The organism is Psychrobacter sp. Ps1 (genome assembly GCF_022129425.1).
Taxonomy (GTDB): Bacteria; Pseudomonadota; Gammaproteobacteria; order Pseudomonadales; family Moraxellaceae; genus Psychrobacter.
Genome location: NZ_JADQAN010000004.1, coordinates 62,647 through 89,218 on the forward strand (window position 1 = coordinate 62,647; position 26,572 = coordinate 89,218).

Annotated in this window: 22 protein-coding genes; 9 read left to right on the forward strand and 13 right to left on the reverse strand. The window is 43.8% G+C overall.

Translation table 11 applies throughout. The annotated features are described in order from the left end of the window. The first annotated feature begins 39 nt into the window (after window positions 1-39). Window positions 40-1,371, forward strand: a complete 1,332-nt coding sequence (locus I3249_RS02780) for a PepSY-associated TM helix domain-containing protein (protein WP_269137200.1) — start codon at window positions 40-42, stop codon at window positions 1,369-1,371. A gap of 433 nt (window positions 1,372-1,804) precedes the next feature. Here I3249_RS02780 and I3249_RS02785 read toward each other — a convergent pair whose 3' ends face one another. From I3249_RS02785 to I3249_RS02800, 4 genes are all read right to left on the reverse strand, one after another. Continuing rightward, entirely contained in the window at window positions 1,805-2,575 is a 771-nt protein-coding gene (locus tag I3249_RS02785; RefSeq protein WP_238068462.1) for an ATP-binding cassette domain-containing protein, read from the reverse strand. Window positions 2,576-2,652: 77 nt separating this feature from the next. Next, window positions 2,653-3,738 (reverse strand): iron chelate uptake ABC transporter family permease subunit, encoded by a 1,086-nt coding sequence (locus I3249_RS02790; protein ID WP_238068464.1) that lies wholly within the window; start codon window positions 3,736-3,738, stop codon window positions 2,653-2,655. A 96-nt stretch (window positions 3,739-3,834) separates the two neighbouring features. Further along, complete coding sequence (locus I3249_RS02795) at window positions 3,835-4,773, reverse strand: iron chelate uptake ABC transporter family permease subunit (RefSeq protein WP_101211980.1); 939 nt, start codon at window positions 4,771-4,773, stop codon at window positions 3,835-3,837. A gap of 229 nt (window positions 4,774-5,002) precedes the next feature. Then, window positions 5,003-6,055: an ABC transporter substrate-binding protein gene (locus I3249_RS02800; RefSeq protein ID WP_238068465.1), complete on the reverse strand. Its 1,053-nt coding sequence runs from the start codon at window positions 6,053-6,055 to the stop codon at window positions 5,003-5,005. A 486-nt stretch (window positions 6,056-6,541) separates the two neighbouring features. Between I3249_RS02800 and I3249_RS02805 the strand changes: the two genes are divergently transcribed. The 3 genes from I3249_RS02805 (at window position 6,542) to I3249_RS02815 (ending at window position 8,816) form a co-directional block, all read left to right on the forward strand. Then, complete coding sequence (locus I3249_RS02805; protein WP_238068467.1) at window positions 6,542-7,501, forward strand: energy transducer TonB; 960 nt, start codon at window positions 6,542-6,544, stop codon at window positions 7,499-7,501. A 108-nt stretch (window positions 7,502-7,609) separates the two neighbouring features. Further along, window positions 7,610-8,299 carry a MotA/TolQ/ExbB proton channel family protein gene (locus I3249_RS02810; protein WP_101205179.1) on the forward strand — a complete coding sequence of 230 codons (690 nt, stop codon included), beginning with the start codon at window positions 7,610-7,612 and terminating at the stop codon, window positions 8,297-8,299. Between the two features lie 115 nt (window positions 8,300-8,414). Continuing rightward, window positions 8,415-8,816: a biopolymer transporter ExbD gene (locus I3249_RS02815; RefSeq protein WP_238068470.1), complete on the forward strand. Its 402-nt coding sequence runs from the start codon at window positions 8,415-8,417 to the stop codon at window positions 8,814-8,816. 209 nt (window positions 8,817-9,025) lie between these two features. On the opposite strand, the gene I3249_RS02820 is transcribed toward I3249_RS02815, so the two are convergent. Then, window positions 9,026-9,565 (reverse strand): DUF2799 domain-containing protein, encoded by a 540-nt coding sequence (locus I3249_RS02820; protein WP_238068472.1) that lies wholly within the window; start codon window positions 9,563-9,565, stop codon window positions 9,026-9,028. Between the two features lie 351 nt (window positions 9,566-9,916). Here I3249_RS02820 and I3249_RS02825 point away from each other — a divergent pair, with 351 nt between their 5' ends. Both I3249_RS02825 and topA read left to right on the forward strand, forming a co-directional pair. After that, a complete protein-coding gene (locus tag I3249_RS02825; protein WP_238068474.1) occupies window positions 9,917-10,513 on the forward strand; it encodes a hypothetical protein in 597 nt (198 codons plus the stop codon). A gap of 283 nt (window positions 10,514-10,796) precedes the next feature. Continuing rightward, window positions 10,797-13,463 carry a type I DNA topoisomerase gene (topA, locus tag I3249_RS02830; RefSeq protein WP_238068476.1) on the forward strand — a complete coding sequence of 889 codons (2,667 nt, stop codon included), beginning with the start codon at window positions 10,797-10,799 and terminating at the stop codon, window positions 13,461-13,463. Window positions 13,464-13,700: 237 nt separating this feature from the next. Here topA and I3249_RS02835 read toward each other — a convergent pair whose 3' ends face one another. Both I3249_RS02835 and lon read right to left on the reverse strand, forming a co-directional pair. Further along, window positions 13,701-14,258 (reverse strand): superoxide dismutase family protein, encoded by a 558-nt coding sequence (locus tag I3249_RS02835; protein ID WP_179797811.1) that lies wholly within the window; start codon window positions 14,256-14,258, stop codon window positions 13,701-13,703. Between the two features lie 361 nt (window positions 14,259-14,619). Then, window positions 14,620-17,223, reverse strand: coding sequence for an endopeptidase La (lon, locus tag I3249_RS02840; RefSeq protein WP_238068477.1), 2,604 nt, complete (start codon window positions 17,221-17,223; stop codon window positions 14,620-14,622). Between the two features lie 445 nt (window positions 17,224-17,668). On the opposite strand from lon, the gene I3249_RS02845 reads away from it, so the two are divergent. Beyond that, window positions 17,669-19,030, forward strand: coding sequence for a Na+/H+ antiporter NhaC family protein (locus tag I3249_RS02845; RefSeq protein ID WP_238068479.1), 1,362 nt, complete (start codon window positions 17,669-17,671; stop codon window positions 19,028-19,030). Window positions 19,031-19,148: 118 nt separating this feature from the next. Here I3249_RS02845 and I3249_RS02850 read toward each other — a convergent pair whose 3' ends face one another. From I3249_RS02850 to I3249_RS02860, 3 genes are all read right to left on the reverse strand, one after another. Then, window positions 19,149-19,565, reverse strand: a complete 417-nt coding sequence (locus I3249_RS02850) for a hypothetical protein (RefSeq protein ID WP_238068481.1) — start codon at window positions 19,563-19,565, stop codon at window positions 19,149-19,151. Between the two features lie 155 nt (window positions 19,566-19,720). Next, window positions 19,721-19,969 (reverse strand): hypothetical protein, encoded by a 249-nt coding sequence (locus tag I3249_RS02855; protein ID WP_179797815.1) that lies wholly within the window; start codon window positions 19,967-19,969, stop codon window positions 19,721-19,723. After that, the gene (locus I3249_RS02860) at window positions 19,969-20,619 is read right to left on the reverse strand and encodes a 5-formyltetrahydrofolate cyclo-ligase (RefSeq protein WP_238068483.1); all 651 of its coding nucleotides are present in this window, start codon (window positions 20,617-20,619) and stop codon (window positions 19,969-19,971) included. The genes I3249_RS02855 and I3249_RS02860 overlap by 1 nt, the downstream gene beginning before the upstream one ends. A gap of 198 nt (window positions 20,620-20,817) precedes the next feature. On the opposite strand from I3249_RS02860, the gene fumC reads away from it, so the two are divergent. After that, window positions 20,818-22,221, forward strand: coding sequence for a class II fumarate hydratase (gene fumC, locus I3249_RS02865; RefSeq protein ID WP_238052120.1), 1,404 nt, complete (start codon window positions 20,818-20,820; stop codon window positions 22,219-22,221). A gap of 310 nt (window positions 22,222-22,531) precedes the next feature. Further along, window positions 22,532-23,059: a peroxiredoxin gene (locus I3249_RS02870; RefSeq protein ID WP_101205171.1), complete on the forward strand. Its 528-nt coding sequence runs from the start codon at window positions 22,532-22,534 to the stop codon at window positions 23,057-23,059. A 112-nt stretch (window positions 23,060-23,171) separates the two neighbouring features. On the opposite strand, the gene I3249_RS02875 is transcribed toward I3249_RS02870, so the two are convergent. From I3249_RS02875 to I3249_RS02885, 3 genes are all read right to left on the reverse strand, one after another. Further along, entirely contained in the window at window positions 23,172-23,984 is an 813-nt protein-coding gene (locus I3249_RS02875) for a MipA/OmpV family protein (RefSeq protein WP_238068485.1), read from the reverse strand. A 147-nt stretch (window positions 23,985-24,131) separates the two neighbouring features. Beyond that, window positions 24,132-25,205 (reverse strand): rhomboid family intramembrane serine protease, encoded by a 1,074-nt coding sequence (locus tag I3249_RS02880; protein ID WP_238068486.1) that lies wholly within the window; start codon window positions 25,203-25,205, stop codon window positions 24,132-24,134. Between the two features lie 106 nt (window positions 25,206-25,311). Continuing rightward, window positions 25,312-26,499 carry an alpha-hydroxy acid oxidase gene (locus I3249_RS02885; protein ID WP_238068487.1) on the reverse strand — a complete coding sequence of 396 codons (1,188 nt, stop codon included), beginning with the start codon at window positions 26,497-26,499 and terminating at the stop codon, window positions 25,312-25,314. Between the last annotated feature and the right edge of the window lie 73 nt (window positions 26,500-26,572).

The following is a 26,572-nucleotide window of genomic DNA, read 5'->3' on the forward strand; positions in this document are numbered from 1 at the left end:
TTAGTAAACAACTATCACAATATAACAGCAGATTTATTTATGTCATTTAACCTTCGCTATAGCTGTCTTTGGATTCACCGTTATACTGGGCTTGCCATGGCAGCTTTTTTAATTATTACTGGTATTACTGGCACATTATTGGCATTTCATGACGAGCTAGATGATATCTTCAACCATAAACTGGCCCAGGTCGAGAAACAAAACGCATCACATCTGCCTATTGCAGAGCTTCATGATAAGGTCATCAGTGCGTATCCACAATATGCTTTTTCTAGCATGCCAACCTCGATAGCAGCAGAGAGGTCAGCCGTATTTTCGGTAGATAGAGCGCGAGGAAAAGCCGCCCAAAACCAACCAAAAGCACCGTTTCAACAAGTTTATGTCCACCCTTATACTGGCGATATCATTGGTACTCGTGATAGAGATGAGTGGGCATGGCACAACACCATGTGGAAAGTGTTTTGGTTACATCGCGATTTATTATTGGGTGATATTGGAAAATTGCTACTAGGGATTGTCGCGCTCGTATGGACGATTAATTGCTTTATTGGCTTTTACTTAACGTTTCCTAGAGCGCTCAAGAAAAAAGCACAGAATCAAACCTCGCCTAAAAAACGTGCCTCATTTTTGAAACGTTGGTTACCAGCGTGGAAAATCCGCACCAAAAGTAATATGTTCAAACTGAATTATGATCTACACCATGCTTTTGGATTATGGCTTTGGGGGATCTTATTTGTCATCGCGTGGTCTAGTGTTGGTTTTAACCTAAGAGAGGTCTATCAACCTGTGATGCACGCTGTCGTAGGGCTTGAAGGAAGGGGTGAGAGACAGGAGAACTCAAGAAAACCATCAGAAAAAGCAGAGCAGGCGTCTGGTGCAGAAACAGCGACTAGGGTTAAGGCTGTAAACAATGAGGTTGTCGATGTCGAGTCTGTTGATGTGGTCAATAAAGCCAATAGCATTGCCTATTTAAGTGAGCAGGCAAACACTGCTGCCCAAAGCAAGGGTATGCTAGTACGAGAGTTTTTAGGCATACGTTGGATTGAGGACGAGGGTCAATGGCAGCTGCGCTTTAAGACAGATAGAGATATCGGTAAAAAAGGCGGCGCTTCGTCTATTACCGTCAATGCAAGGACTGGTAGCATCGAGCGTGTAAATTTTGGCTATCAAAGTTCATCATTTGGCAGCAAAGCCGATCAATGGCTATCGACCTTACATATGGGGCATATCAGTCAAGGTATTGGCCATTTGCTGTATCAAATATTTTTAGCATTGATAGGTTTGGCTGTGACAGTGTTGTCTATTACTGGTGTTTATCTATGGTGGAAAGGGCGTCAAAGTCGATTGAAGGCGTTGCAAAAGGGTAGGTAATATTGCCAGATTTCTAAGGTAGGCTTTTAATTCGGTAAATAGCTATGTACTGCATTAAAGGCATGCCCTAGTTATCACTTGAATTGCAAAAATATTGTGTATGCTATCAAGACAGTAAAAATGAAGAAAGCAAACGTTTCACCTATCATGACCCATCTATGCCAACTATTATTTTCATCATAGTTCTTTGAGTAATCTACTGAAGAGATGTTTTGAGTAAAATCCATAGGAATAACCACCAATCTTAGACCATATAAGGTCATTCCTAACCAAAAAAAGGTATTTGATATCTCCTTATTTAGAGCATAATAAATGAACAGGCAAAAGCTAATCACTAAAATGAGTAGAGATAAATTCTTGTAGTTTATCCATCGACTGTTTAATAGCATTTTGTGCATCTATTCTCCTTTTTGTTATTCGCAAAATACTTTACTTAAACCGTATCCACAATCACAGGACGACCCTGATGATTGAGCACAGTGACGTCGACATTGTATAAATCTTTCATTGTCTCTTGAGTAATAACATCAGCAGGGCGACCAACAGCCATCACTTCTCCTGCTTTCATCGTAACTACTGTATCGGCAAATTGTGCTGCTTGATTGATATCATGTAGGACGATCACCACGGTTTTTTGTTGGCTGTGGCTAAGCGTACGTAGCTCACGCATGAGTCGACCAGCATGATACATGTCTAGGTTGTTCAGTGGCTCATCGAGCAATAGATAGGGTGTATCCTGGCAGACAATCATAGCGATCAGCACGCGCTGACGCTGTCCACCTGATAGCGTTGACAAGAAGCGCTCGGCAAGTGGCTCAAGCTCAAAGCGTTCGAGGATTTCCTGTACTTTTTGCTGATCGTCAGCGGTCGGTTGTCCTTGATGATAGGGATAACGACCAAACATCAGTAGCTCATGTACGCGCAGTCGTCCTTGTACATGATTGTCTTGTCCGAGCATAGCGACAGTTTTGGCCAGTGTCCGCGCCTGACAGCTGACAATATCACGTTCCTCATTATCTACAGCGAAGCTCACCTGCCCAGATTGCAGCGGTTGCAAACGGGCCATGACAGAAAACAACGTAGACTTTCCAGCACCGTTAGGCCCAATCAAAGCAATCACCTGCGCCGTTGGTAGGGACAACGTAATGTCATGCAAGATTTGTTGTTTGCCAATATAGTGAGAGATATTATTTAGTTTAATCATAGTCAGTCTTATTTAAAAAAGTCTTAGGGTTTTCTCTATCAACAGGATCAGCTAAATAAAGAATGTTAGCTAAGTAATCATACTGAACGACGTTGAGACATAAATATCAATGCCAAGAACATCAATCCGCCCGCCAGCTCTATCACCACTGACAATACGCCTGCCATATCTAGCACTTGCTCAAAGATAGTCTGACCCAGCACCAAGCAAATCATAGCGACCAAGCTGACCAATATCAGCCGCTCGGTGTGATACATATGTCGCGCGATACGATTGGTCAATGCGCAAACCAATAGACCAAAGAAAGTTACTGGGCCGACCAGTGCCGTGGCCGTGGCAACCAGTACAGCGATGACAGTTAATAGACCAAATGCTAAACGTTGATAGTTGATACCAAGGTTGACGGCTTGTGCTTGTCCGAGCATCAACACATCGCATTGATAACGCCAGCGCCACACAAATATCGCAGTGATGGCACAGATAAATAAGCTGATACCTAGTAGCTGAGGGTTGACCGTATTGAACTGCGCGTAGCTGGCAGACTGTACGACCACAAAATCATCAGGGTTTATTAGCCGTGCAATGAGTGCTGATAAGCTGCGAAACAACACGCCAAAGATAACGCCCACCAATATTAGCCGTGTCAGATCCTGACTGCTTTTAGAAAATAATAACTTAAATAATAATAAAGATGCCCCAAACATCAGGACAATCTCTAACGTGAACTTGGCAATAGGATCGAGACTGGTAAAACTAATCGCACCTAAAAAGAAAACCAGTAAGCTCTGTAACAGAACGTAGAGTGAGTCAAACCCGAGTAGGGAGGGCGTTAGAATTGGATTGTGAGTCAACGTCTGAAACAGTAATGTCGATACGCCAATCGCATAGCCAACCACCATTAGTGCCAGCAATTTTTTGCCGCGTAATGGTAGCGCAAAGTCCCAATAGCCATTGACATTGAGTGTCATAAACAAGGTCATCGAGATAATTAGAATAATAGCTGCTATAGATTTTGGATGGGCAACTATCCATGCCCAAAGCTTTGCCAAATGACATTGTGCAGCGGCTGAATACTGACCATCTGTTGAAGATGAGTTATCTATCGCTGTGCTGGTTTTGGTAGCACCAGTCTTGGTAGAAGTAAGCTTAGTTGATGAGAACATACAAAAATCCTATGGTGCCAAGCTTATCTAATAAGGCAAAAAATGAACGACGGTAAGTGAGTGTTGAAAACTAATACACAGTTAGTGAACATAGTGCTACTGCTCAGCTGGCGCTCGTAATAACAGCCATAAAAACAGCACCGTACCAACCACACCAAAAATAGTGGCGACCGGCACTTCAAATGGATAGCGAATAGAGCGTCCGATAATGTCGCATAGCAGCACGGCTGAAGCACCAAGTAGGGCAACTGCTGGCAAGCTGCGACGCAACTTATCTCCCATTAGACGGCTCACAATGTTTGGTACGACCAGCCCAATAAAAGGAATCATGCCCACAGTCACGACCACGACAGCGCTCATCATGGCTACCATACCCACGCCAATCCAAGTGACTTGACGCTTACTAATACCTAAGTTTAAGGCGATATTGTCACCCAAACCAACGATAGTAAGCTTGTCGGCAATAATATAAGCCAGCACACACAGTCCACCCGTTAGCCACAACAGCTCATAGCGCCCTGCCAATACGCCTGAGAAATCCCCAAACTGCCAAACACTAAGCATCTGTAGCGATTCGGTTTGATAGGCGATAAAGGTAGTGACTGCTTCAATAATGCCACCAAAGACAATGCCAATCAGTGGAATCATCAAAAAATCAGTGGGCGGAATGCGGTGAATGAGCAGCATAAATAGCATCATGCCAAAAACGGCAGCGATGGTTGCCACGCCCATTTTGACAATGAGCGCACTGGCAGGGAACAGTAAACTGACCACCAGCAAACCAAGTGCAGCACTCTGAGTCGCACCAACCATAGATGGCTCTACAAAGCGGTTTTTTAGTACTACTTGGATAATCATCCCAGCCACTGCCATCGCAATACCAGTCAAGATAATGGCGATGGTACGCGGTATACGGCTAACCAATAACAATGAGCTATCGGAGTTGGCACTCTGAGTCAGCAGGCTCTGCAAGATACCTGACCACGAAAAGTCAGCCACCCCAATAGATAAGCTCAATAACACCAAAAGCCCCATAAGAATGAGGCTTGCTATATTGATGAACCACGGTGGTATGACAGTACGTCGATGTAACGCATTGCCAGTACCGCTTTGCCAGCTTGACGCTGATGGAGCAGTACTGGATTTGAGCCTAGCATGAGTACGGGGTGAAAATAACGACATAATCTCTACTGGCTTAAAAATGAGCAGGGTTAACGGTAATAATTACCTACTTGAGCAATCATCGTTTTTATAAGCAACGACGTTATTTAGCGTTAGTAAAAGCATCTTTGATCGTCGTTAGATCCTGCATCCACTGGTAGTAACCGCCAAATGCTAAGTAAGAATCTGGGCTCAAATAAACCACTTGCTGCTTGCTCCATGCATTGCTCTGGGCAACTAGTGGATTGTCTAATACGGCCTTGGCACCAATACCGTCTTCACCAATTGCAGCACTACGGTCGATGACAAATAACCAATCAGGATTGGCTTTTTGGATGTATTCAAACGATATCGGCTGACCATGAGGCGCATCGGCAATTTTGTCATCTGCCATTGGTACACCTAACACAGTATGGATAAAACCATAGCGAGACTTGTCACCATAGGCTGACATTTTGTTGCCATTGACCATGACGACTAGGCCAGTGCCTTTATTTTCTTTTGTTAGATTCTTGGTCTCAGTGATGAGTCCATCGATGTTCTGTTGTAGCTTGGCGGCTTGATCGCTTTTACCGAACAGTGCACCTAGATCATGCAGGCGCTGCTTGCTTGATTCGTAAATGTTAGCTGTATCAATACTCATGTCCAATGTCGGCGCGATACTTGATAGCTCGTCGTATTTTTCTGCCATGCGTGAACCAACCAAAATAGCTTGTGGCTGCATTGCATTCAACGCTTCAAGATCTGGCTCAAATACAGTACCTACCGATTTTGGATCAGGCTGTGTTTCTGAATGTAGATTCTTTAGTAATAGGCCACCAGGCATACCATCGACCGCCACATCTAGCGCGGCCAAGTCTTGCATCAATGTCATGTCATAAACGACAAGTGGCGATGGGTTCATGGCTAGCTCAACATCACCTTTTACAGTATTGACCATGATTTTCTCAGCAGATACAGCGTCGTTATTAGCAACGTTCTGTGATTCATCAGCCATTGGGTTTTCAGTTTTGGCGTCTGCTGGCTCAGAGTCATTAGATTCAGGCGAGCTACATCCTGCCACTACCGTAGCTAATAACGCTGTCATGGCAGCAGTCAATAATGGACGTTTGAAAAAAGAGGCGGTAGGTCTGCTAGATAATAAAGGTGTCGGCATAATGAACTCGGTCTATCAAAAAATGTTTAAGCAATTGTCTAAAATAATTGCAGATGAATGATGCTAAAAATATTAAGTCTGAACGATGCTTGAGATAAAAAGCATAAAATAAATAGTCTACTTAGTACCACTCACTAATTTTTTGTACGAATAATTTTTATAAAAATAGTTTGGGTAGACAGTACAGCGGTTATAATAAAGTAGTTGAGACTCATTATCAATATAAATGATAATGGTTTTTATTAACAGCACTTGTTATATTAAACGCAACGTATCATTTGATGTAAAGATAAGATTCATAGTAGTGAGGTATAAAAGTAGGTAACGTTCATAGAAATAAGCGTTCTGATAAGTAAGGCTACTAAGCAATGTCACGTGTCAGAGATGTATTAAATAGCGAAAATATTGTAAATTATTATTGATAATAATTATCGTTTGCATTATTATCTACGCCATTCTACTCTGAGTAATAAACATTAGGCTGTTATGAGTTCAACGGATTTAGACGCGCCACCACTTAAGTCGTTATTGCTAGCTATTGTTGCAGTACTAGGACTCCATGTGCTTGCCGCAATTGCACTAGTGGCAATAAAAACGCCTGAACTCAAACCTGAGCCAAAAAAAGAGATGTCACCACTTGAGATAAAGTTTGTGTCATTACCGGCAAAAACGGTTTCAACTGAAGTAGAAAAACAAACAGTCACAGCCAAAAAAGAAGTACAGCCCGAGGTGCAAGTTCAGCCAGCGCCGCAACCTGAACCTAAGCCTAAAGAACCGGTTAAACAACCAACAGAGACACCAGTAAAACCAAAAGAGCCTGTTGTAAAAAATACAGAGCCGAAAGTAACGCCTGTGATAGCGTCAGAAAAGCCTCGTCCTGATACCAGTCAAAAAGTAGCCCCAAAAGAGGCGCTACCGAAACCAAAGATTGATAATTCAGCAGCTGAAGCACAGCGCAAAGCAGCTGCCCAAGCTGAATCAGAGCGACAAGCCAGAAAAGCTGAGCAAGAGGCGCAAGCTAGGGCAGAGCAAGAAGCCAAAAGAGTCGCTGATGCCAAAGCTGCCGCTCAAGCGAAGGCTGCCGCAGAGGCCGCCGCTGCACAAGCAAGAGCTGAGGCAGAAGCAGCAGCTGCTTTAGCACAGAGTAATGAGCCTGTGAGCTTTACTGCTAGCTCAGCCAACTGGGCATCTGCGCCAAACTTTAGTTTCCCTGAGCGCGCCGCACGTAGAGCTCGTTCTGGTGATACGCTCAACGTTGTCTTAGTATTACGAGTCAACAAACAAGGCGGCATCGATAACGTGCGAGTTGCTCAATCATCAGGTAATCCGCTACTAGACAAAGAAGCCCGACGTCAAGTTCGATCTGGCAAGTTCAAACCCTTTACTAAGAATGGCGTACCCGTGGTAGGTGATGTAACTCTACCGATCAGTTACGCGGTTCCTTGATAGCTCACATTTTATAACAACGTATTTATTAATCATTTTTCATTATAAAACTAAACATGATATTTACCTCAGTATCATGTAATGGCATTACACATTAAGGAGTCTGACATGGACTTTATGCAATACTGGCAGATCAGCGACATGGTGACAAAAACGTTGTTCTTTTTGTTGCTTGCGTTATCTATTCTCTCTTGGGTGACAGGTATCGTCCGCGTATTGCAAAGCCGTAAGCTGGCGACCAATGTAGCAGATGATTTGAGTCAGCAATTACAAGCCAAACAGTCTGACTTGGCTGGTACTGATGCTGCCACTCGCCGCTTGGTGACTGAGCAGACTTTGCTCAAGCATATCGGTCGCTATCGCTTTGCTAGTGAGCGCGGTCTGCCGATTCTTGGTACGACGGCAGCGATTGCACCGTTCATCGGCTTGTTTGGTACGGTATGGGGTATTTTCCATGCCTTGCACAATATCGGTATGAGTGGTCAGGCAGGATTGGGGCAGGTTGCAGGGCCAGTCGGTGAAGCTCTAATTATGACAGGTCTTGGTATTGCAGTAGCGATTCCAGCTGTGGTGTTTTATAACCTTGCAGTACGTATCAATCGCCGCATAATGTATCAAGCCAACGATAGAGCGCATGATTTATTGGCGCAATCAACGGGTCTTGTGGATACTACCAAGGTAACCGCGAGCCATGCTGCTAGCGCCTCACAAGTGCACGCTGCACCAAGCAGTCGTTCAACGACGAGCGAGACTCAGCATACCAATAACTACAGTAATTCTGTGCCAAAGCAGCTATAGATAGTGTTGATCTTGCAAGCATTAAATCTGCCAGCGCTAGGTCTGTAAAGGCTCAAACGACAGGTCAAAAAACGGCTTGGCTGTGTGAAAATAACCAAAAGCATTGAGAGTAACTATGGCATTTCAATTGGGTGATGATGACGTACGAAGCATGGATGAGATGAACCTCATTCCGCTGATCGATATCATGCTGGTATTGATGATTATATTTTTATTGACAGCGACCGTGTTGAATCCGACGGTGCCTTTAGATTTGCCAGAGACCAGTGCCGCGCTCAACGAAACGCCGCCAGAAGCGATTCAAGTCAGCATTGATAAAGATGCAGGGATATTCTGGGATAGTGATCCGATCAGTATGCAAGAGTTAGAGACACGCTTGCAGCAACAAGGCGCGACTGGTAAGAATCCAGCGGTACAGTTACGTGCGGATAAAGAAGGCAAGTACGATACGGTTGCTCAAGTCTTAGCAGCGGCAAGTAACGCTGGACTGACCAAAATCGCGTTTGTGAATGAATAGCTGAGTAGCTAAATCTCTAAGAGATTAACGATAGTGAGTCAGTGCTAGTAGCTTTGGCTCTATAGTAGAAAACTGGCTAGATATATCAATAGCCCAACCAGTAAAACAACCAACACCGCTATAATAAAAACAATTAAAATAATAAAATTTTCTCCAACCTCATTAACTACTTAAACCTCAAATTAAGTCGTTAGTGAGGTTTTCTTTTTTTACCAGCCGTAGCCAAACGGACGATAGCCGTAACCGAAGCCTGCATGTCTGTAGCCAAATGGGTAAGGTGAGCGTAAGTAGTCGAGATCACGTTGACGGATATAGTAGTAGCGCCCTTGAGAGTAAGCTTCTTCTAACTTCTCAATACCTTCTAACGGACAGACAGGTTGCCAGTCATAGCCTTCGCGACCGAGCTTATAAGCGTTCAGCTCGGTACAGTAGTTTTTGAGGCCTTGTTGACGGCCTTGCTCCCATTGGATACGGTTAGGGCTAGCACCGCCGACACTAGCGCAGCTATTGGTATAGTGACCGAAGTAAGCTCCTGAACGACCTTGTGAGCCATCAGCATAGCCGACTTCTTGCCAGTTACTGCTTTGACACTGCTGCGGCGTTAGGCTCTGAGTCGTGGCACAGCCTGATAATGTCAGTACGACCGCGCCAAGTAGCGATAGGCTCATGCCTGCTTTGCTCATGACTTTACTTGTCAGCTTGCGAGCGTGATAAGCGCCCGATGAGTTTGACTCAATAAGATAATTCATAATAAACCTGCGCGCGTTTAAAATTATGGTTTATCATAGCACTTTTTTGAACTGACCACTTTTCGTATCTGGTTTTTATAGCGTACTGTACTCGGTAAGTTTATATACGCTAAATAGCTGATTTAATAGCGTAACTTGCTAAATTGTCATATGCTTTAAAAGTACCTGTTGCACTGCGATTGGACGACAACGCTTGATATTTAATGGTTCGTGCTCATTATAAGCCCTTATATATCGTTGTTTATTATCGTGCTAACCGCAAATGTACTATGTATAAATAACGGTTCATTAGCGATATTTCACTCTATATCTCTTAGTATCTTTTTCATTTAGTCAAAAGGCCAGACCATCATGGGAACATTGATTGGCGTTATCATTGTACTATTCGTATTAGGGAGTATGATGGCGCTCAAACCGAACGGTATCGATCAGCGTTTGGATAAGCTGCGTATGACCGCGCGTCGTTTACAGCTCAATCCAAAACTTGTTTCGTGCCCTGATTGGATCAAAGGTCGTGATAATGAGTATGGCCGCGGTATGCTTGGACAGTACTGCCTGATATTTGAAGACACTAAACTGCCGCATACTCGTTATCAAGTGATTGATGGACAGTGGCGACCAGACAGCAGTTTTGTTGATACCAGTACAGATGATAAAACGCTTACTATTCCCAGTGCGATTCGTTCTAGTCAAATCAGCAATAATCCAGTAGTCAAAAAAACTGATTTTAGCTTGGATCAAGTGCCGTTGGAGCTGCCAGTAAGTATCGAACCGTTTGTTAAAGGTCTATTGACCAAGGCCAATAGCATTATTATTTATTGGGAAGATATTGCTTATGTACGTCCAGCATCTAATCCTACGTACCATCAAAAACGGATTGAAGCGGACTTATTAGTGCTCAAAGAAAACCTTGAGAAGTGGGCGCTACATATGCAAAAACAAGCATAAACCTAGTAAAGCGTTTTTTCGTCTCCATTAAAGGGCAATATGCAAGCGGTTTGTCATATTCAAATTATTTAAAGTTGACAGTTTAACGCTTAGCAGTGTAACGTCTTTATAACTATATCTTTATTTTATGGTTATTATTTGTTTTATAACCTTTTTTATCAGCAGCGATTATTACTATAAATAGCTGAACCATGGCCAAACCATGAGTATCCGCTTCCATAAATTGCCGTGCTGCTGAATTTAACCTTACTTTTAATTTACTTATATTATGGTGTCGTCAAACATGGCAAAAACCACAACCAAAAAAAGTCCAGCACCAGCTGCTGACAGCCCAAAGGGTAAGTCTTTGGTGATTGTAGAATCACCAGCCAAGGCAAAAACGATTAATAAATACCTTGGTGATGACTTTATTGTGCGCTCAAGTATCGGTCACGTCCGTGATTTGCCGGTCAGTGCGAGCAAAAGCGCAAAGAAAGCAACGACCGCTAAAAAAGATGACAGTCTGACCAAAGAAGAGAAAGCGCAGCAAGCACTGGTACGCCGCATGGGTGTAGATCCAGAGCATGACTGGGCAGCAGTCTACGAAGTACTACCCAACAAAACCAAAGTCATCAAAGAGCTTAAAGCATTAGCCAAAGACGCTGACAAAATCTATCTGGCAACGGATATGGATAGAGAAGGGGAAGCGATTGCTTGGCATCTAAAAGAAGTCATCGGTGGCCCTGATAGTAAGTATCAACGTGTGGTCTTTAACGAGATTACCAAGTCAGCTATTCAAAGTGCGTTTAAACAGCCTTCAAAATTAGATATTGACCGCGTGAATGCGCAGCAAGCGCGTCGGTTCTTGGACCGTGTTGTCGGCTTTATGGTATCGCCACTATTATGGCAAAAAATAGCTCGCGGGCTATCTGCAGGCCGTGTACAGTCAGTTGCCATGCGCTTGGTCGTCGAGCGTGAGCATGAGATTCGCGCGTTCATTCCAGAAGAGTACTGGCAAATCCATGCGGACACGCATATCGCTGATGGCAAAGCCAAAAAGACCTCAGACGCTGAGCAAATCGGTATCCGCTTAGAGGCGACCAAACAAGGTGGCAAAACCCTAAAGCTTGGTAATAAAGAACAGACCGATAAAGTCTTAGAGGTACTCAAAGCAAGTGACTTTATCGTTAAAGAGCGTGAAGAGAAACCAACGCAATCACGTCCAAGTGCGCCATTTATTACTTCGACCTTGCAACAGGCTGCCAGCACGCGCTTAGGATTCTCTGTTAAGAAAACCATGATTTTGGCGCAGCGTCTATACGAAGCGGGTCATATTACTTATATGCGTACCGATTCGACATTTTTATCAGGCGACGCACTTGCTGCTGTCCGTGGTCATATCGAAGACAGCTATGGTGCAAAATATGTACCAGAAAAACCAAATTTCTATGGTAACAAGCAAGGTGCACAAGAGGCGCATGAAGCGATTCGTCCTTCTAACGTCAACATGAAATCAACACAGCTCAAAGGTGTTGAGCGTGATGCGATACGTCTATACGAGCTAATCTGGCGTCAATTTGTGGCGTGTCAGATGTTACCTGCCAAGTATCTGTCAGTGAACCTGTTTGTAGGCGCAGATGATATCGAGCTAAAAGCCCGCGGTCGTACCATGGTATTTGATGGCTACACGAGAGTTATGCCACCAGCCAAGACTGACGATACCTTGCTGCCTGATGTCAAAAAAGGCGATAAGTTAAACCTAGACAAGCTAGATCCGAGCCAACATTTTACTAAGCCTGCGCCTCGCTATACTGAAGCAAGCCTAGTAAAAGAGCTTGAGAAAAAAGGCATCGGTCGTCCATCGACGTATGCCTCAATCATCTCGACTATTCAAGATCGTGGTTATGTGAAGCTTGAGAATAAGCGTCTGTTTGCTGAAAAAATGGGTGATATCGTCACGGATAGATTGACAGCTAGCTTCCCAGATTTGATGGATTATACCTTCACTGCTGCGTTAGAGGACAAGCTCGATCATGTGGCAGAGGGTGATCAAGATTGGAAAGATGTGCTTGATAATTTCTATGGCGAGTTCAAAACGACTCTAGAGCGTGCCAAAGAAAAAGACGGTATGCGTCCAAACGATCCAACTGACGTGCCTGATGTCCATTGTGATATTTGCGATCGTCCGATGCAGTTGCGTACAGGGTCAACAGGTGTATTCTTGGGCTGTACTGGCTATAACTTGCCGCCAAAAGAGCGCTGTAAAGGTACCAAAAATCTAATGCCAGTCGAAGCATTCGCCAATCTAGATGATGCGGAAGGTGATGACGAAGCGGCAGAAGTTAAAGATTTGATGGAGAAAAAACGCTGTCCGAAATGTGGCACGGCGATGAATGGTTACATCGTAGATGGTGGTCTCAAACTACACATTTGCGGTAACAACCCTGATTGCGATGGTTATATTCTAGAAGAAGGCAAGTTTGAAGTTCCTGGCTCAGATGCACCAACCATTGACTGTAACAAGTGCGATGGGCAGATGGAGCTTAAGACAGGACGTTTTGGCCCGTATTTTGCTTGTCAAAACTGTGATAATACGCGCAAGGTACTAAAAACAGGCGAAGCAGCGCCGCCACGTATGGATCCAATCCACCTACCAGAGCTAAAGTCGACTAAGCATGATGATTACTTCATATTGCGTGAAGGTGCAGCTGGAATGTTCTTAGCAGCGTCTAAGTTTCCAAAAGTGCGTGAGACACGTCCGCCGAAGCTGGCTGAGCTACGAGAAATCAAAGATAAAATGGAAGATAAGTTCCAGTATCTGTTTGCAGGACCAGATGAGGATCCTGAAGGCAACCCAACCATATTGCGCTGGTCACGTAAGAAAAAAGAGCAGTATATCGGCTCTGAGAAAAACGGTAAGGCCACACGTTGGGGTGTGTACTGGCGTAAAGGTGAATGGGTAGAGGAGTAAATATTGTTACATCCAATATAGTGCTTTTATAGCGTCAGACTCATTTAATGTACTACAGGTACAATTTGCATTGGTCTTTCTTGTATTGGCTTCAACAAACCTAATAGTTACTTCCAATAAAAAACCCTCTTATAATTTAAGAGGGTTTTTTTGTGCTTATAATATTTCTTTTAAGCTATTTCTTTCAAACTATTTTACGTTTACAAACCTAGTCTAAGTTCATAAATTAGGACAGTATTAGTTTTTTACGATGATACCGCAACCAATACGATCGCCTGCATTACCTGAAGGCTGACTGGTATAGTCGTCAACGCCAGCATGTACGATAAAGGCCAAACGATTTACGCTATATTTACCTGCTTCAGTCGCTGCGATTTTCTTATTCACATAGTTAATAGTAGCAACACCATCTTCATTAGCAGTTAAGTTTGGCAAGTCACCAGCATGGCCATTCATATCATCTGGATTAGAGTGTGGCTTGTTATCTGGGTTGAAGTGACCGCCTGCCGCTTTACCCATAACGTCACAGCTGCCTGTTTCGTGGATATGTAATGAGACAGTTCTACCTGGCTGTAGGTTAGTAAGTTTACCGTAAACTTGGACGCCGCCATCGACTGGACGTAAGAAAACTTGACCAACTTCTTTCTTCTCACCATCTACTGTTTGTATGGTTGATTTTAGCGTCGGCTGTGCTAAAGGATTACCCGTTTGCATTTGACTCTCTACGGTCTGGCAACCAGTCATTGCTAACGCTGAACCGCATAATAGGGTACTTGCAAGTAATGTCTTATTCATTATTATCTCCAATTGTTTGAGTTGTTATTTTTAATCTTTATGAAAGCCACGAATATTTATCGTTATTGTTCTATAAAAATCGGTGTCAATATTCGTTAACATCGGAGTCAGTATAGCCAAGCTAACGCTATAGTTATTCATCAAATGCGCAACAATCAGTTAATAAATGTAAGTAACGTATGGGTTTGAAAAACGAACTAAGATAAATGATTTTCAAAATTAAATGGCTTTAAATGCGTGAGAAACCTACTAAGAAGGCTATGAACTGCAAGCAAATGAATAACAAACAGGTATAAAAAAGCCGCTCACCATAGTGATGAGCGGCTTCCTAATCTATAGAACTGGCTTAATAAAGGTTCAATTAATTGTGCAGTGCTTTACCAGAGGTTTTATCAACAGTCACTTTGGCAGGCTTAATTGGTGTTGGTATACTGACCAAAGCAACCTTTAAGATTTCTTCAATCGTCGCGACTGGCTGAATGGTTAAGCCTTCTTTCACGTTATCAGGAATATCAGCCAAATCTCGCTCATTAGTCGCTGGGATCAAGACATGCTTGATACCACCGCGATGTGCCGCAAGCAACTTCTCTTTGAGACCGCCGATACGTAGGATTTTACCGCGTAAGGTAATCTCACCTGTCATCGCAATATCTGGACGAATAGCAATACCTGTCAACGCAGAGACTAGCGCTGTTGTCAGTGCACCACCAGCAGATGGGCCGTCTTTTGGCGTGGCGCCTTCTGGCATATGCACATGGACGTCTGTTGTTTTAAACGTTTCGTAGTCGATACCTAAGCTATCACCGCGAGCACGAACCACACTCATAGCCGCGCGAATCGACTCTTTCATTACATCGCCTAGTGAACCGGTAAAGCTAAGCTCGCCTTTACCTTTCATACCGACCGCTTCGATGGTCAATAGCTCACCGCCGACCTGAGTCCATGCAAGACCAGTAATACGACCAATTTCAGGCTCTTCTTCAGCCAGACCGTAGTCATACTGATGTACACCTAGATAGTCATCGATATTTTTGTCATCGACGGTCACTAGCTGACGTTCTGCTTTTTTCGGAGCACGTGCGCCATGAGTTTCAACCGAACCGCGAACCACTTTACGGCAGATCTTGTTCACTTCACGCTCAAGGTTACGCACACCTGCTTCACGCGTATAGCTACGCACGATGCTATGCAATGCTGCTTCAACAATCTCAATTTCACCTTCTTTAAGACCGTTTTGCTTAATCGCTTTTGGCACTAGGTATTTCTGTGCGATATTAACTTTTTCTTCTTCGGTATAACCCGGCAGGCGAATGACTTCCATACGGTCAAGCAGCGCAGGCGGAATATCCATGCTGTTGGCAGTACAGATGAACATCACTTGCGACAAATCTAAGTCCATATCTAAATAATGGTCGTTAAATGTATCGTTCTGTGATGGATCCAATACTTCAAGCAACGCTGATGCTGGATCACCGCGGAAGTCTTGCGCCATCTTATCGATTTCATCTAATAAAAACAGCGGGTTTTTGACTTCTACTTTTGCAAGTGACTGAACGATTTTACCTGGCATTGCACCGATATAGGTACGGCGATGACCACGAATCTCTGCTTCATCACGTACGCCGCCAAGCGCCATACGTACAAACTTACGACCCGTGGCACGGGCGATAGATTCACCCAACGAGGTTTTACCGACACCTGGAGGACCGACGAGACATAGAATCGGACCACGAAGTTTCTTCACGCGTGATTGCACGGCGAGGTACTCTAAGATGCGGTCTTTTACATCTTGTAGACCATAATGATCTTCGTCTAATACCGTCTTAGCTTTATCTAAATTGATAGATACTTTGGTCGTCGCATTCCACGGCGTATCCAAAATCCATTCAATATAGTTGCGTACGACTGACGATTCACTTGATGCAGGTGGCATCATTTTGAGCTTTTTGAATTCTTGCTCAGCTTTTTTGCGCACATCTTCTGGCAAGTCAGCATCTTCTAAACGCTGCTCTAGCTCAGCCACATCATCTTCACCATCGAACGCGCCATCATTCATATCTGACAGCTCATTTTTGATGGCTTTCATCTTCTCATTCAAGAAGTATTCGCGCTGATTGTCTTCCATTTGCTGACGGACAGCATCTTGGATATCTTGTTCGATATTTTGCTCAGCACTTTGCTTGACCAGATATTCAGTTAAGGTGTTGATATGCGTTTTGATATCGTCTTCTTCTAAGAAAGACTGTTTGATATCAAGGTCCATCGACACACGAGTTGAGATGAAATAAACCAACTCAAGCAAGTCGTCGATACGCTTAGCCACACGAGTCAGCTCACGTGCATTGCGAAGTCGAGCATCTGCATAGCTTTCGAATAATGTAGTTAATGCTTGAATGGTGTTTTTCTGTTGGCTCTCATCCATGCTGACATCAAGGTCGGCACGTTCAAATCTCGCCATCAATAAATCATCATGGCCTTCTATATTGTCAACACGAGCGCGGTATTGACCTTCGATCAAGACTTTAATGCAGTTCTCGTCGCTATCATGTGGCATGGTGCTGACGATGCGGCACACCGTACCGTACTGATACAAGTTATCTTGATCAATATCTTCGGTCAGTGAGTCTTTTTGCGCGACTACCAGTACTTTGTTGCCATACTCAGCTTGTGCCAGCTCAACCGCTTTCACCGATGGCGCACGTCCTACAAACAATGCAATCTGCATGTGTGGATAGACGACGACGTCTCGCAATGCCAACAGTGGCAGATAGCTTTCATCTTCATTATCTTTGACAGCGTCAGACGAAGCATTTAACGCATCCGTAGATGAGCTTTCTGTCTCGTTATTCGCGTCAGCACTGATGTTAGCGTCAGTGTCAGTATTTGCATCAGACGTCGTGTCAGTGTTCAGGGCAGATGATACATCGATGTCGATGTTGTCTTTATCAATATTATGTTCACTCATATGTTTTTCCTCGTTCCCCAGACTTGTAAAGTCAAGTTCGTGGTTCATGTTTAGATAAATGGTGCTCACGAAAAAAATTGCAAGGCTGATTGGTGAAGTCGTCTGCTTATCTTTGTTAAATAGTTGTCTAAGCGCCCAGTAAACGACGCCATTAACGTCGGTAACGATGTGTCGTCATGAGTATGAATGGTCTATGACTGGTCTATGAGTGATAAAAACAGTCAGAAATTAGAGAAGAGGGTTTAGATGTGTAAATGATATTTGGCTGCTTATGATGATGTCTAATCGGTTCTATACGTAGGCTTTATACCCAAAATAAGGTAAACTGGCGCGCGTCTAAAACAGGCTCTCATATTGGGACGTTTTAGACAACAGGGCGATATTCATTAGTTTCAATATTCATAGGTCTCAATAAGACCAAAGTATAAAGAACAAGGGGCAACACATGGCCATCAATGCGGTATTGCTAGCAGTTATTATCATGCTAGGACTGTCACTTTCGCGAGTGCACGTGGTGCTCAGTTTATTAATCGGGGCGCTGGCAGGTGGACTGCTAGCAGGGCTTGGTATTACTGATACGCTCAATGCTTTTCAAGAAGGCATCCGTAATGGCGCAGAGATTGCGTTGTCGTATGCACTGCTTGGGGCGTTTGCGGTAGCGATTGCTCATTCGGGCCTGCCGCAATCGTTGGCAGGCGCGGTCATTAAGCGTATTGATGCTGCGGGTACGAGTGGCATGATTAAGTACATGCTGTTTGCAGGCCTTATTACCATGAGCTGCTTTAGCCAAAACTTAATCCCTATTCATATTGCCTTTATTCCGCTACTGGTACCGCCACTATTATTAGCATTCAATCGCATGCAGATTGATAGACGCCTGATTGCTTGTCTGATTACGTTTGGACTGGTCACCACCTATATGTTTATTCCTTATGGCTTTGGTGATATCTATCTCAATCAGATTATGCTAAAAAACGTGGGTGAAGCGGGCATTGATGTTGCCAATATTTCTGTGGTGCAAGCCATGGCGATTCCTGCATTGGGTATGCTAATTGGTTTACTGGTTGCTGTATTTATCAGCTACCGTAAGCCACGTGCGTATCAGCAGATTGCGTTAGATCAGCAAGCGCATGATGCAGTAGTAGAAGGTGATGCATTAAGCAAAACGGCTGCTGGCGCACAGTCGCAAAGCAAGCTAAAGACGCTGGTTGCACTGGCTGCTATCGTGACTGCTTTTGTGGTGCAGCTATATACTGATTCGCTACTACTTGGCTCAATGTTTGGCTTCGGTGTGTTCATGGCCACGGGCGTGGTGAAGTGGCGTGATGCTGATGGCGTCTTTAATGACGGTATCAAACTGATGGCGATGATTGGCTTTATTATGATTACCGCGCAAGGCTTTGCTGAAGTAATGAAAGCGACTGAGCAGATTCAGCCATTGGTCAATGGAGCAGCGTCACTGTTTGCTGGTAATAAAGCGATGGCGGCATTTATTATGCTATTGATTGGTTTGATTGTGACTATGGGTATCGGTTCTTCATTTTCGACCATTCCTATTTTGGCTGCGATTTATGTACCGCTGTGTATCTCTTTAGGGTTCTCGCCGTTGGCTACTGTGGCGATTATCGGTACGGCTGGCGCGCTAGGTGATGCGGGTTCGCCTGCGTCAGATTCGACATTGGGGCCAACCTCTGGTCTAAACATCGACGGTCAACATGACCATATCAAAGACAGTGTGATACCAACATTTTTGCATTACAATATTCCGCTACTGGCATTTGGTTGGATTGCAGCGATGGTGTTGTAGGTGATTTGGTCAGCCCTTTAAATCAATCCAAGTACCCAACAAAAAAGACGCTTATCGGTAAGCGTCTTTTTTTGCATTAGTTATAGGACTGTTAGAGTAATTAAATTAAACGGTTCTCTTAAGTACCGATATCTTGCTTTATACTTTCTATATTTTTGTGCAACAGGTATACGAAAAACAGCGTAATGAAAGGGTCATAAATACGATCTAGTCTCAAATCGTCATTGATGTATTCAACAATAGCCAACGCAAACAGAGACAGCAGAATAAAAGAAAAGCATTGAGATATAGGAACCAAAAAATGTAGAAAAGATGTGCTGCTAGAGGACTTTATATGACGCATTTCAATGTGAGTGCTAAGCGCGAAGGTATAAAATGCTGCAAGCGCTAGCAAAAAGGTTCTTAGTTCAGCAAAATCAAAGCCGTCGTAATCATAAATATAAGCCGCAGGCGTGGCCAGTAGTAATAGCACGAACAAATAAAAACAAACTTGTAGCGAAGCGGGCGACATAAACTCTTTTTTTACTTTGTCCACGATCAACGACCTATACTGTAATGATAATTATTTGCGATAAGTATAGTTTATAGGTTATATAGAAACAATAGTTTGGCAATAAAAAGAAAACGTCGATCAAATCAAACTAACATATAACCGCGTTTATTCAAATTGTGCTCTATCATTTATAGATGTTATTCATCAAAATCCCCAATCTCACTATTCAAACTACTCAAAAATGCATCACTTTGCGCAAGCAGCTCATTTAAGCGTTCTTCATTGACGAGCTGTGTCATTTCTTCAGCGCTAAACGGTTGCTCTTGACTGTAGTAGCGTTGCTCTCTAGCGTCCTCATTGCCTAATGTCTGCAAATACTCATCCACACTGTCTGCACTGGAATCAGCAGCGCTAGAGTCTTTTTCAAATTGTTTATCGTCTTTCATTAAAACCACCTTATGCCGCTTGGGGTAATTAAGCCGTCTAATGGTACATCCCACGGTTGACGCGCTAATTGCTCAACCACTTGAAAGTCATAACACCAGCCTATCTTTAACGGTTTCTTGGCCCCTGACCGATAGATTTTTCCAAGTGTTGTATCATAAAATCCACCACCCATGCCCATGCGGTTGCCGTGTTTATCTACCGCGACTAACGGACAGATAATCACGTCTAATTCGCGCGCCCATAATAATCTGCGATGATGGTTTTGTTTCATGCCTAAACGATGAATCCGTGTCGGCACATTGACCAGCTTCGATTGGTATATAGGGACAAAGCGCAGGTGTTTATCATCGAGCCCCTTATGATCACGTCCGAGCGAACCTACTACTGGTAAATATGGTAAATAGCCTAAGCGTTGACACCAATCTAAGAGTGGCTGAGTGGGCAGCTCACCAAAGCCATCATAATATAACCCAATACGCGCACGCGGCGGTAAGCGCTGCTGTAATTTGGCTAAATGCAAGCTTGCAGACTGAGCATATTGTCTCCGCATGCCATCATTTAACTGACGACGCTGGCGGGTAAATTGCCGTCTAGGTGGATTGTTCACTTTAGAATCTATCGACTCAGGATTTTCTGACTCAGGATGCATAGATATACTATCCAATAATGTATTAAATTGATGATGGCTGGTGCTTTTAGACGCTAGCAACGGCTATTTGTGAATATTCAACACGCCTTAGTCATGCTATCATAACGCCACTTTACATCGTATTTCCGTTTATGTGCAGCAGCTGTTGCACTTTTTATCGTTCAGTTATTTAACAACAAACCAGTAAAGAGGGTAGTTATGTCGACACAGAATCAGGCAACTCGTACCGAAAAAGATACCATGGGTAACGTAGAAGTCCCAGCTGATGCTTATTGGGGTGCGCAAACTCAGCGTAGCCGCGAAAACTTCAAAATCGGTGGCGAGACTTTGCCGCGTCCAATGATTGAAGCGATGGCACTGGTCAAAAAAGCCGCTGCGATTACCAATGCAAGCCTAGAGCGTATCGAAGGCGACAAGCGTGACCTTATCGTACAAGCCGCTGACGAAATCATCAATGGTGGTCTGGTCGATCAGTTCCCATTGGTTGTATGGCAGACAGGTTCTGGCACACAGTCAAACATGAACATGAACGAAGTATTGGCCAACCGTGCCAACGAAATCGCTGGTTCTGAGCGTGGCAGCTACACGCCAATTCACCCAAATGACCATGTAAACCATGCACAGTCTACCAACGACAGCTTCCCAACGGCGATTCGTGTGGCTGCTGCGCGTCAAATCAACAGCTTGTTGATTCCAGCGGTAAAAGCACTACGCGATACACTAGCGGCTAAAGCCAAAGAATTCGATAGCATCGTAAAAATCGGTCGTACGCATTTACAAGACGCGACGCCTTTGACTTTAGGCCAAGAGTTCAGCGGCTATGTAAGCCAACTTGACCATTCATTGACTCGTATCGACAACGCGCTACAAGGCCTATATGAATTGCCACTAGGTGGTACTGCGGTTGGTACTGGTCTAAATGCCCACCCTGATTATGCAGTAAAATCAGCTGCGCAACTAGCGACTTTAACTGGCTTGCCATTCGTTACGTCACCAAACAAATTTGAAGCACTAGCGGCTCGTGATGCAGAAGTATTCGCGTCAGGCGCATTAAAAACGCTAGCGGGCAGCTTAAATAAAATCGCTAACGACGTACGTTGGTTGGCATCTGGCCCTCGTTGTGGTTTGGGTGAGTTGACGATTCCTGAAAATGAGCCAGGCTCTTCTATCATGCCAGGCAAAGTAAACCCAACTCAGTCAGAAGCAATGACTATGGTTGTCGCTCAGGTCATGGGTAACGACACCACTATCAGCATGGCTGGCGCATCAGGTAACTTTGAGCTAAACGTGTATAAGCCAGTTATCGCCTTTAACTTGTTACAGTCTATCAAACTGCTTGGCGATGCTTGCAACAGCTTCAACGAAAACTGTGCAGTTGGTATCGAGCCAGTAAAAGACAAAATCGATGACTTCTTGCACAACTCATTGATGCTAGTAACGTCATTGAACCGTCATGTTGGTTATGAAAATGCTGCGAAAATCGCTAAGACTGCTTATAAAGAAAACAAAACTTTGAAGCAAGTGGCGGTTGAGTTAGAGCTATTAACTGAAGCACAGTTTGATGAGTGGGTCATTCCTGCTGATATGGTACATCCTAAGTAAGCAGTAGACCAAATAATGACCTGCTACGGCGTCAGACTTGCTTAACGTACGATAAGTACAGTTTGCACTCGTCTTTCTGGTAGCAGCATCATATTTATTCCACTGAGAATTTAGAAATAAAAAGACCTTGTCACTTCTTATAAGAGTTATAAGAGAATGTGGCAAGGTTTTTTTGTCTATATTTTTCAAGTTAGCGCTATATTTTATCTAGGGGACATAATCTCAAAGATTGCTTATGGACCAGTATAACTATTATCATATACCTGCAGGATTTTAGAAAAAAAGACAATAACCTAAATCGGAGTAAATAATGATTACCCATGTTCCTGATATGACTTTTAAAACTCGTGTTCGTGATGACTCTATTGGCGGAGACAACCCGTTCACATGGTATGATCTAACCACAGATGAGTTATTTGCCAATAAAAAAGTGGTTGTGTTTTCTCTACCAGGTGCCTTTACACCAACTTGTTCAAACAGCCATCTCCCTCGTTATGAAGAGCTTTATAATGAGTTTAAGGCATTGGGCGTAGATGAAGTAGTTTGTATTTCTGTCAATGATGCGTTCGTCATGTACCAATGGGGTCTAAAGCAAAACCGTGAAAACGTTTTCTTACTTCCTGATGGTAATGGTGAGTTTACGCGCAAAATGGGCATGCTTGTTGACAAAAGCAATGTTGGCTTTGGTATGCGCTCATGGCGTTATTCGATGGTTGTCGATAATAAAGAAGTTAAGAAAGTGTTTAAGGAAGCTGACTTTGGCGACAACTGTCCAATAGACCCATTTGAAGTATCAGATGCGGACACTATGTTAGCGTATTTAAAAAGTAACGCTTAGATTCTATTGAGTTTGTAGTGTGGGTGGTAACCCGCAAATCTATAAATTTATTGAATAAAAAGACCTTGTCACGTTATATGACAAGGTCTTTTTTATGACAATTTAGGCTTAATTAAAACTTATAAAGCAAACCCAGCGTCGTTGTCGCCTCAGTACGTGAGTCTACCATTGGGCTATCGTATTGCTCATTTGGTACATAGCTCACGCTTTGATTGGCAAATCCTGCCCAGCGCTCATTGAAATCATAGTTGGCACTGATATTGATATACGGATTCAAGCTTGAGTTAGATTTATAAGCGTCAACGCCCGTTTTAGCGGCTTCTTTTTCACTGACGCCATAGTAGTATTCATTGTAGTCAGCATCATGATATTCAAAGCCAATGCTTGGATAGACCGTTAGCTTGCCTTTAGTGATTCTAGAAAGGTAGGTCAAGCGAGCTGTATTACCACCACTACGATCTAATACATCAGCACCTATCTGTGCGCGGATGCCACCAATAGCCGTACGACGCTGATAGCTTAGACCTGCTTCTGCTGATGATTTACGCTCATCCAAACCTTGTAGTGCGCCATTGGCATCATCAGGATCAAACTCAGAACCCGCAAGCTTGGCATAAGCAGACAGCTGATTGACACCATCATTGATCAGATACGCACCAGCTTGCGCACCGCGTACATAGACTTTGTTGTTGTCATAAAATGCACCTGGTAGCACGCGCACTTCAGTGCTGTCTTCGAGATCATAGGCCGATTTGACTGCCATGACATTGACCCCAACGCTGAGCTCAGCATCTTTGTCAGTCGGTAAGTTGTCATTAAAAAGTGCGGCGTTAGACATGCTAGCCACACTAAATAGTGCAGTAGCGGTGAACGCGCTAAACATAGTACGTGTAGAGATATTAGGTAGCGCTGCAAGTTTTAACATAATTGGATCTCGTAAGTGAGTATAAATAACTGAGTGGTGCGATTAGGCAAAACGTGTTCAAAAGGACAAGCTATAAAACGAATCAGTAATGTTGGTCAGTATGCTGTTTTTGGAGTATATATAGCAATGATAGATAAGTATGAGCATTTACTCAATGGCTTTTAGTACTTGTAGTAATTGCTGGTGAATATCTTGCCACCACCAGACAAAACCAATACTGATAAGTAGCATCGCAAGCCATGGTAATAGCTGCCAAATAACGGAAGGTTTTTTAAGTGTTTTGGGTTCAATACTATTATGAACAGCTTCATGACTTAACGGTGAATTGTTAGCAGTAATGCTTTCAGCATATATATCTGCTGTATTTGTTTCATTGTTAGCAAAAGTGGTAACTTGCTCCTTCGAATCCATCTCAAAATGAGGTGACTGTTCGATAGGAGTAGCGTCATACGAGCTCTGGTTATCGAGTTGTTCACGATATTGGCCACTATACTGACTGTTATATGATGGGTTGTCGTGAGCACTATATGAATAGTTGGTTTGATAAGCGTTTAGCGTGCGCTGCTGCTGAATCGCTGCGTTTTGTATAGCGACTGCCAGACGCTGACGGTAGCCAATCGCAAAAGCCAATGCAATTATTAGTCCTGTGATTGCGCCACCGATATGACCCGCATTATCAATACCCGGTACGGCAAACCCATAGACGAGGTTTATGCCCATAATAAATATTAGGCTCTTAAGATTGAGCACCATGCCATTGACCGATATTTTAAACAGTGCAGCAATTAATAATGCCGCGCCAATACCCATGATACCGCCAGATGCCCCAGCTGATAGTCCAGGCTGTCCCGTACCATCCAAAATACTTTGCCACGTGACATAGCTGTTTAGTAAGTTACCGCCAATTGCCGCTAGTAAAAATAACGCCAAAAACTTGGCTGAGCCAAACATCGGCTCGGCAATCTGCCCAAAGAAATACATGGCAAACCCATTAAACAATAAATGCATCAGACCAATGTGCAAAAATGCACTACTGGCCAAGCGCCATGGGTCATCCATCATCGTTAAGGGTAAGGCGTTGGCACCCCATTTAACTAACGCTTCAGTTGACGGGTTATTGGCATCGACGCCCGTGACTAGCTGCATGACAAATAGCCCGATAAAGCTGGCTAATAGCAGGGTAGTGACGGGCGCTGTTTTTAATAATTGTTGAATGGTCATAAAGGCTAACTGTCATCAAAAAGTTATAGAGACAGTATAAAGGGTATGAGCAAATTATGTTATGTGTAGCCGGTTTTAAACGTTGATTGTTCTACAATCAGCCGCTCTAAAAACGACCCACTTTGAGGTTTTCATACGTGCCTTTTACCAAGATATTATCCGTGACAGTATTGATATCGGTATGACCACAGAATGCCATAGATATATCACACTCTTTATAGATAATCTCAAGCGCGCGGCGCACCCCGTCTTCACCATACGCTCCCAATCCGTAGAGAAAAGCGCGACCAATCATTGTGCCCTTTGCACCCAATGAGATGGCTTTTAGCACATCTTGACCAGAGCGAATGCCACTGTCTAACCACACTTCAATGTCGCTATTCTCAGCATGGACAGCTTGTACGATGTCAGACAGCGCAGAAATAGAAGACAGTGCGCCATCTAACTGACGGCCACCATGGTTTGAGACGACCAGTGCATCCGCGCCACTGCGAGCTGCCATAATAGCATCTTCAGGCTCCATGATACCTTTTATGATAAGTTTACCGCCCCACATGTCTTTGATACGTGCCACATCATCCCAACTTAGGCGAGGGTCAAACTGTTCTGCAGTCCACGCTGACAGCGATGAGATATCTTCAACATTTTTGGCGTGACCGACGATGTTGCCAAAGGTGCGGCGCTTGGTGCCGAGCATATTAAGACACCATTCTGGCTTGGTCATTAAATTTAAAATATTAGCCAATGTGGGTTTTGGCGGTGCGGATAGACCGTTTTTGATGTCTTTATGACGTTGTCCCAGCACCTGTAAGTCCGCAGTCAAAATCAACGCAGAACAGTTTGCTGCTTTGGCACGGCGAATCAAATTGGCCATAAAGTCCTGATCACGCATGACATAAAGCTGAAACCAAAACGGCGCACTGGTATTTTCAGCGACGTCTTCGATAGAGCAGATACTCATGGTCGATAGTGAAAAGGGCACGCCGAATTTTTCAGCGGCGCGTGCGGCATGTATCTCACCATCTGCCCACATCATGCCGGTAAAACCCGTTGGGGCGATGGCTACAGGCATCTTGACTGGCTCACCGATCATACTCGTTGCCAGACTGCGGTTATCCATATCGACCAATACGCGCTGGCGCAGCTTGATACGGTCAAAGTCAGTCTCGTTATTACGATAGGTGGTCTCAGTCCACGAGCCTGAATCGACATAGTCATAGAACATACGCGGCACTTTACGCTCAGCAACGCGGCGCAGATCTTCGATTTCGGTGATTTTAGTTAAGTCTTTCATAGGTTTATCTCTTATTGCTGTTATGTTTTAACTAGAAGGCAACCTTAACCTAACGCTACTAGATCTAGTTTAA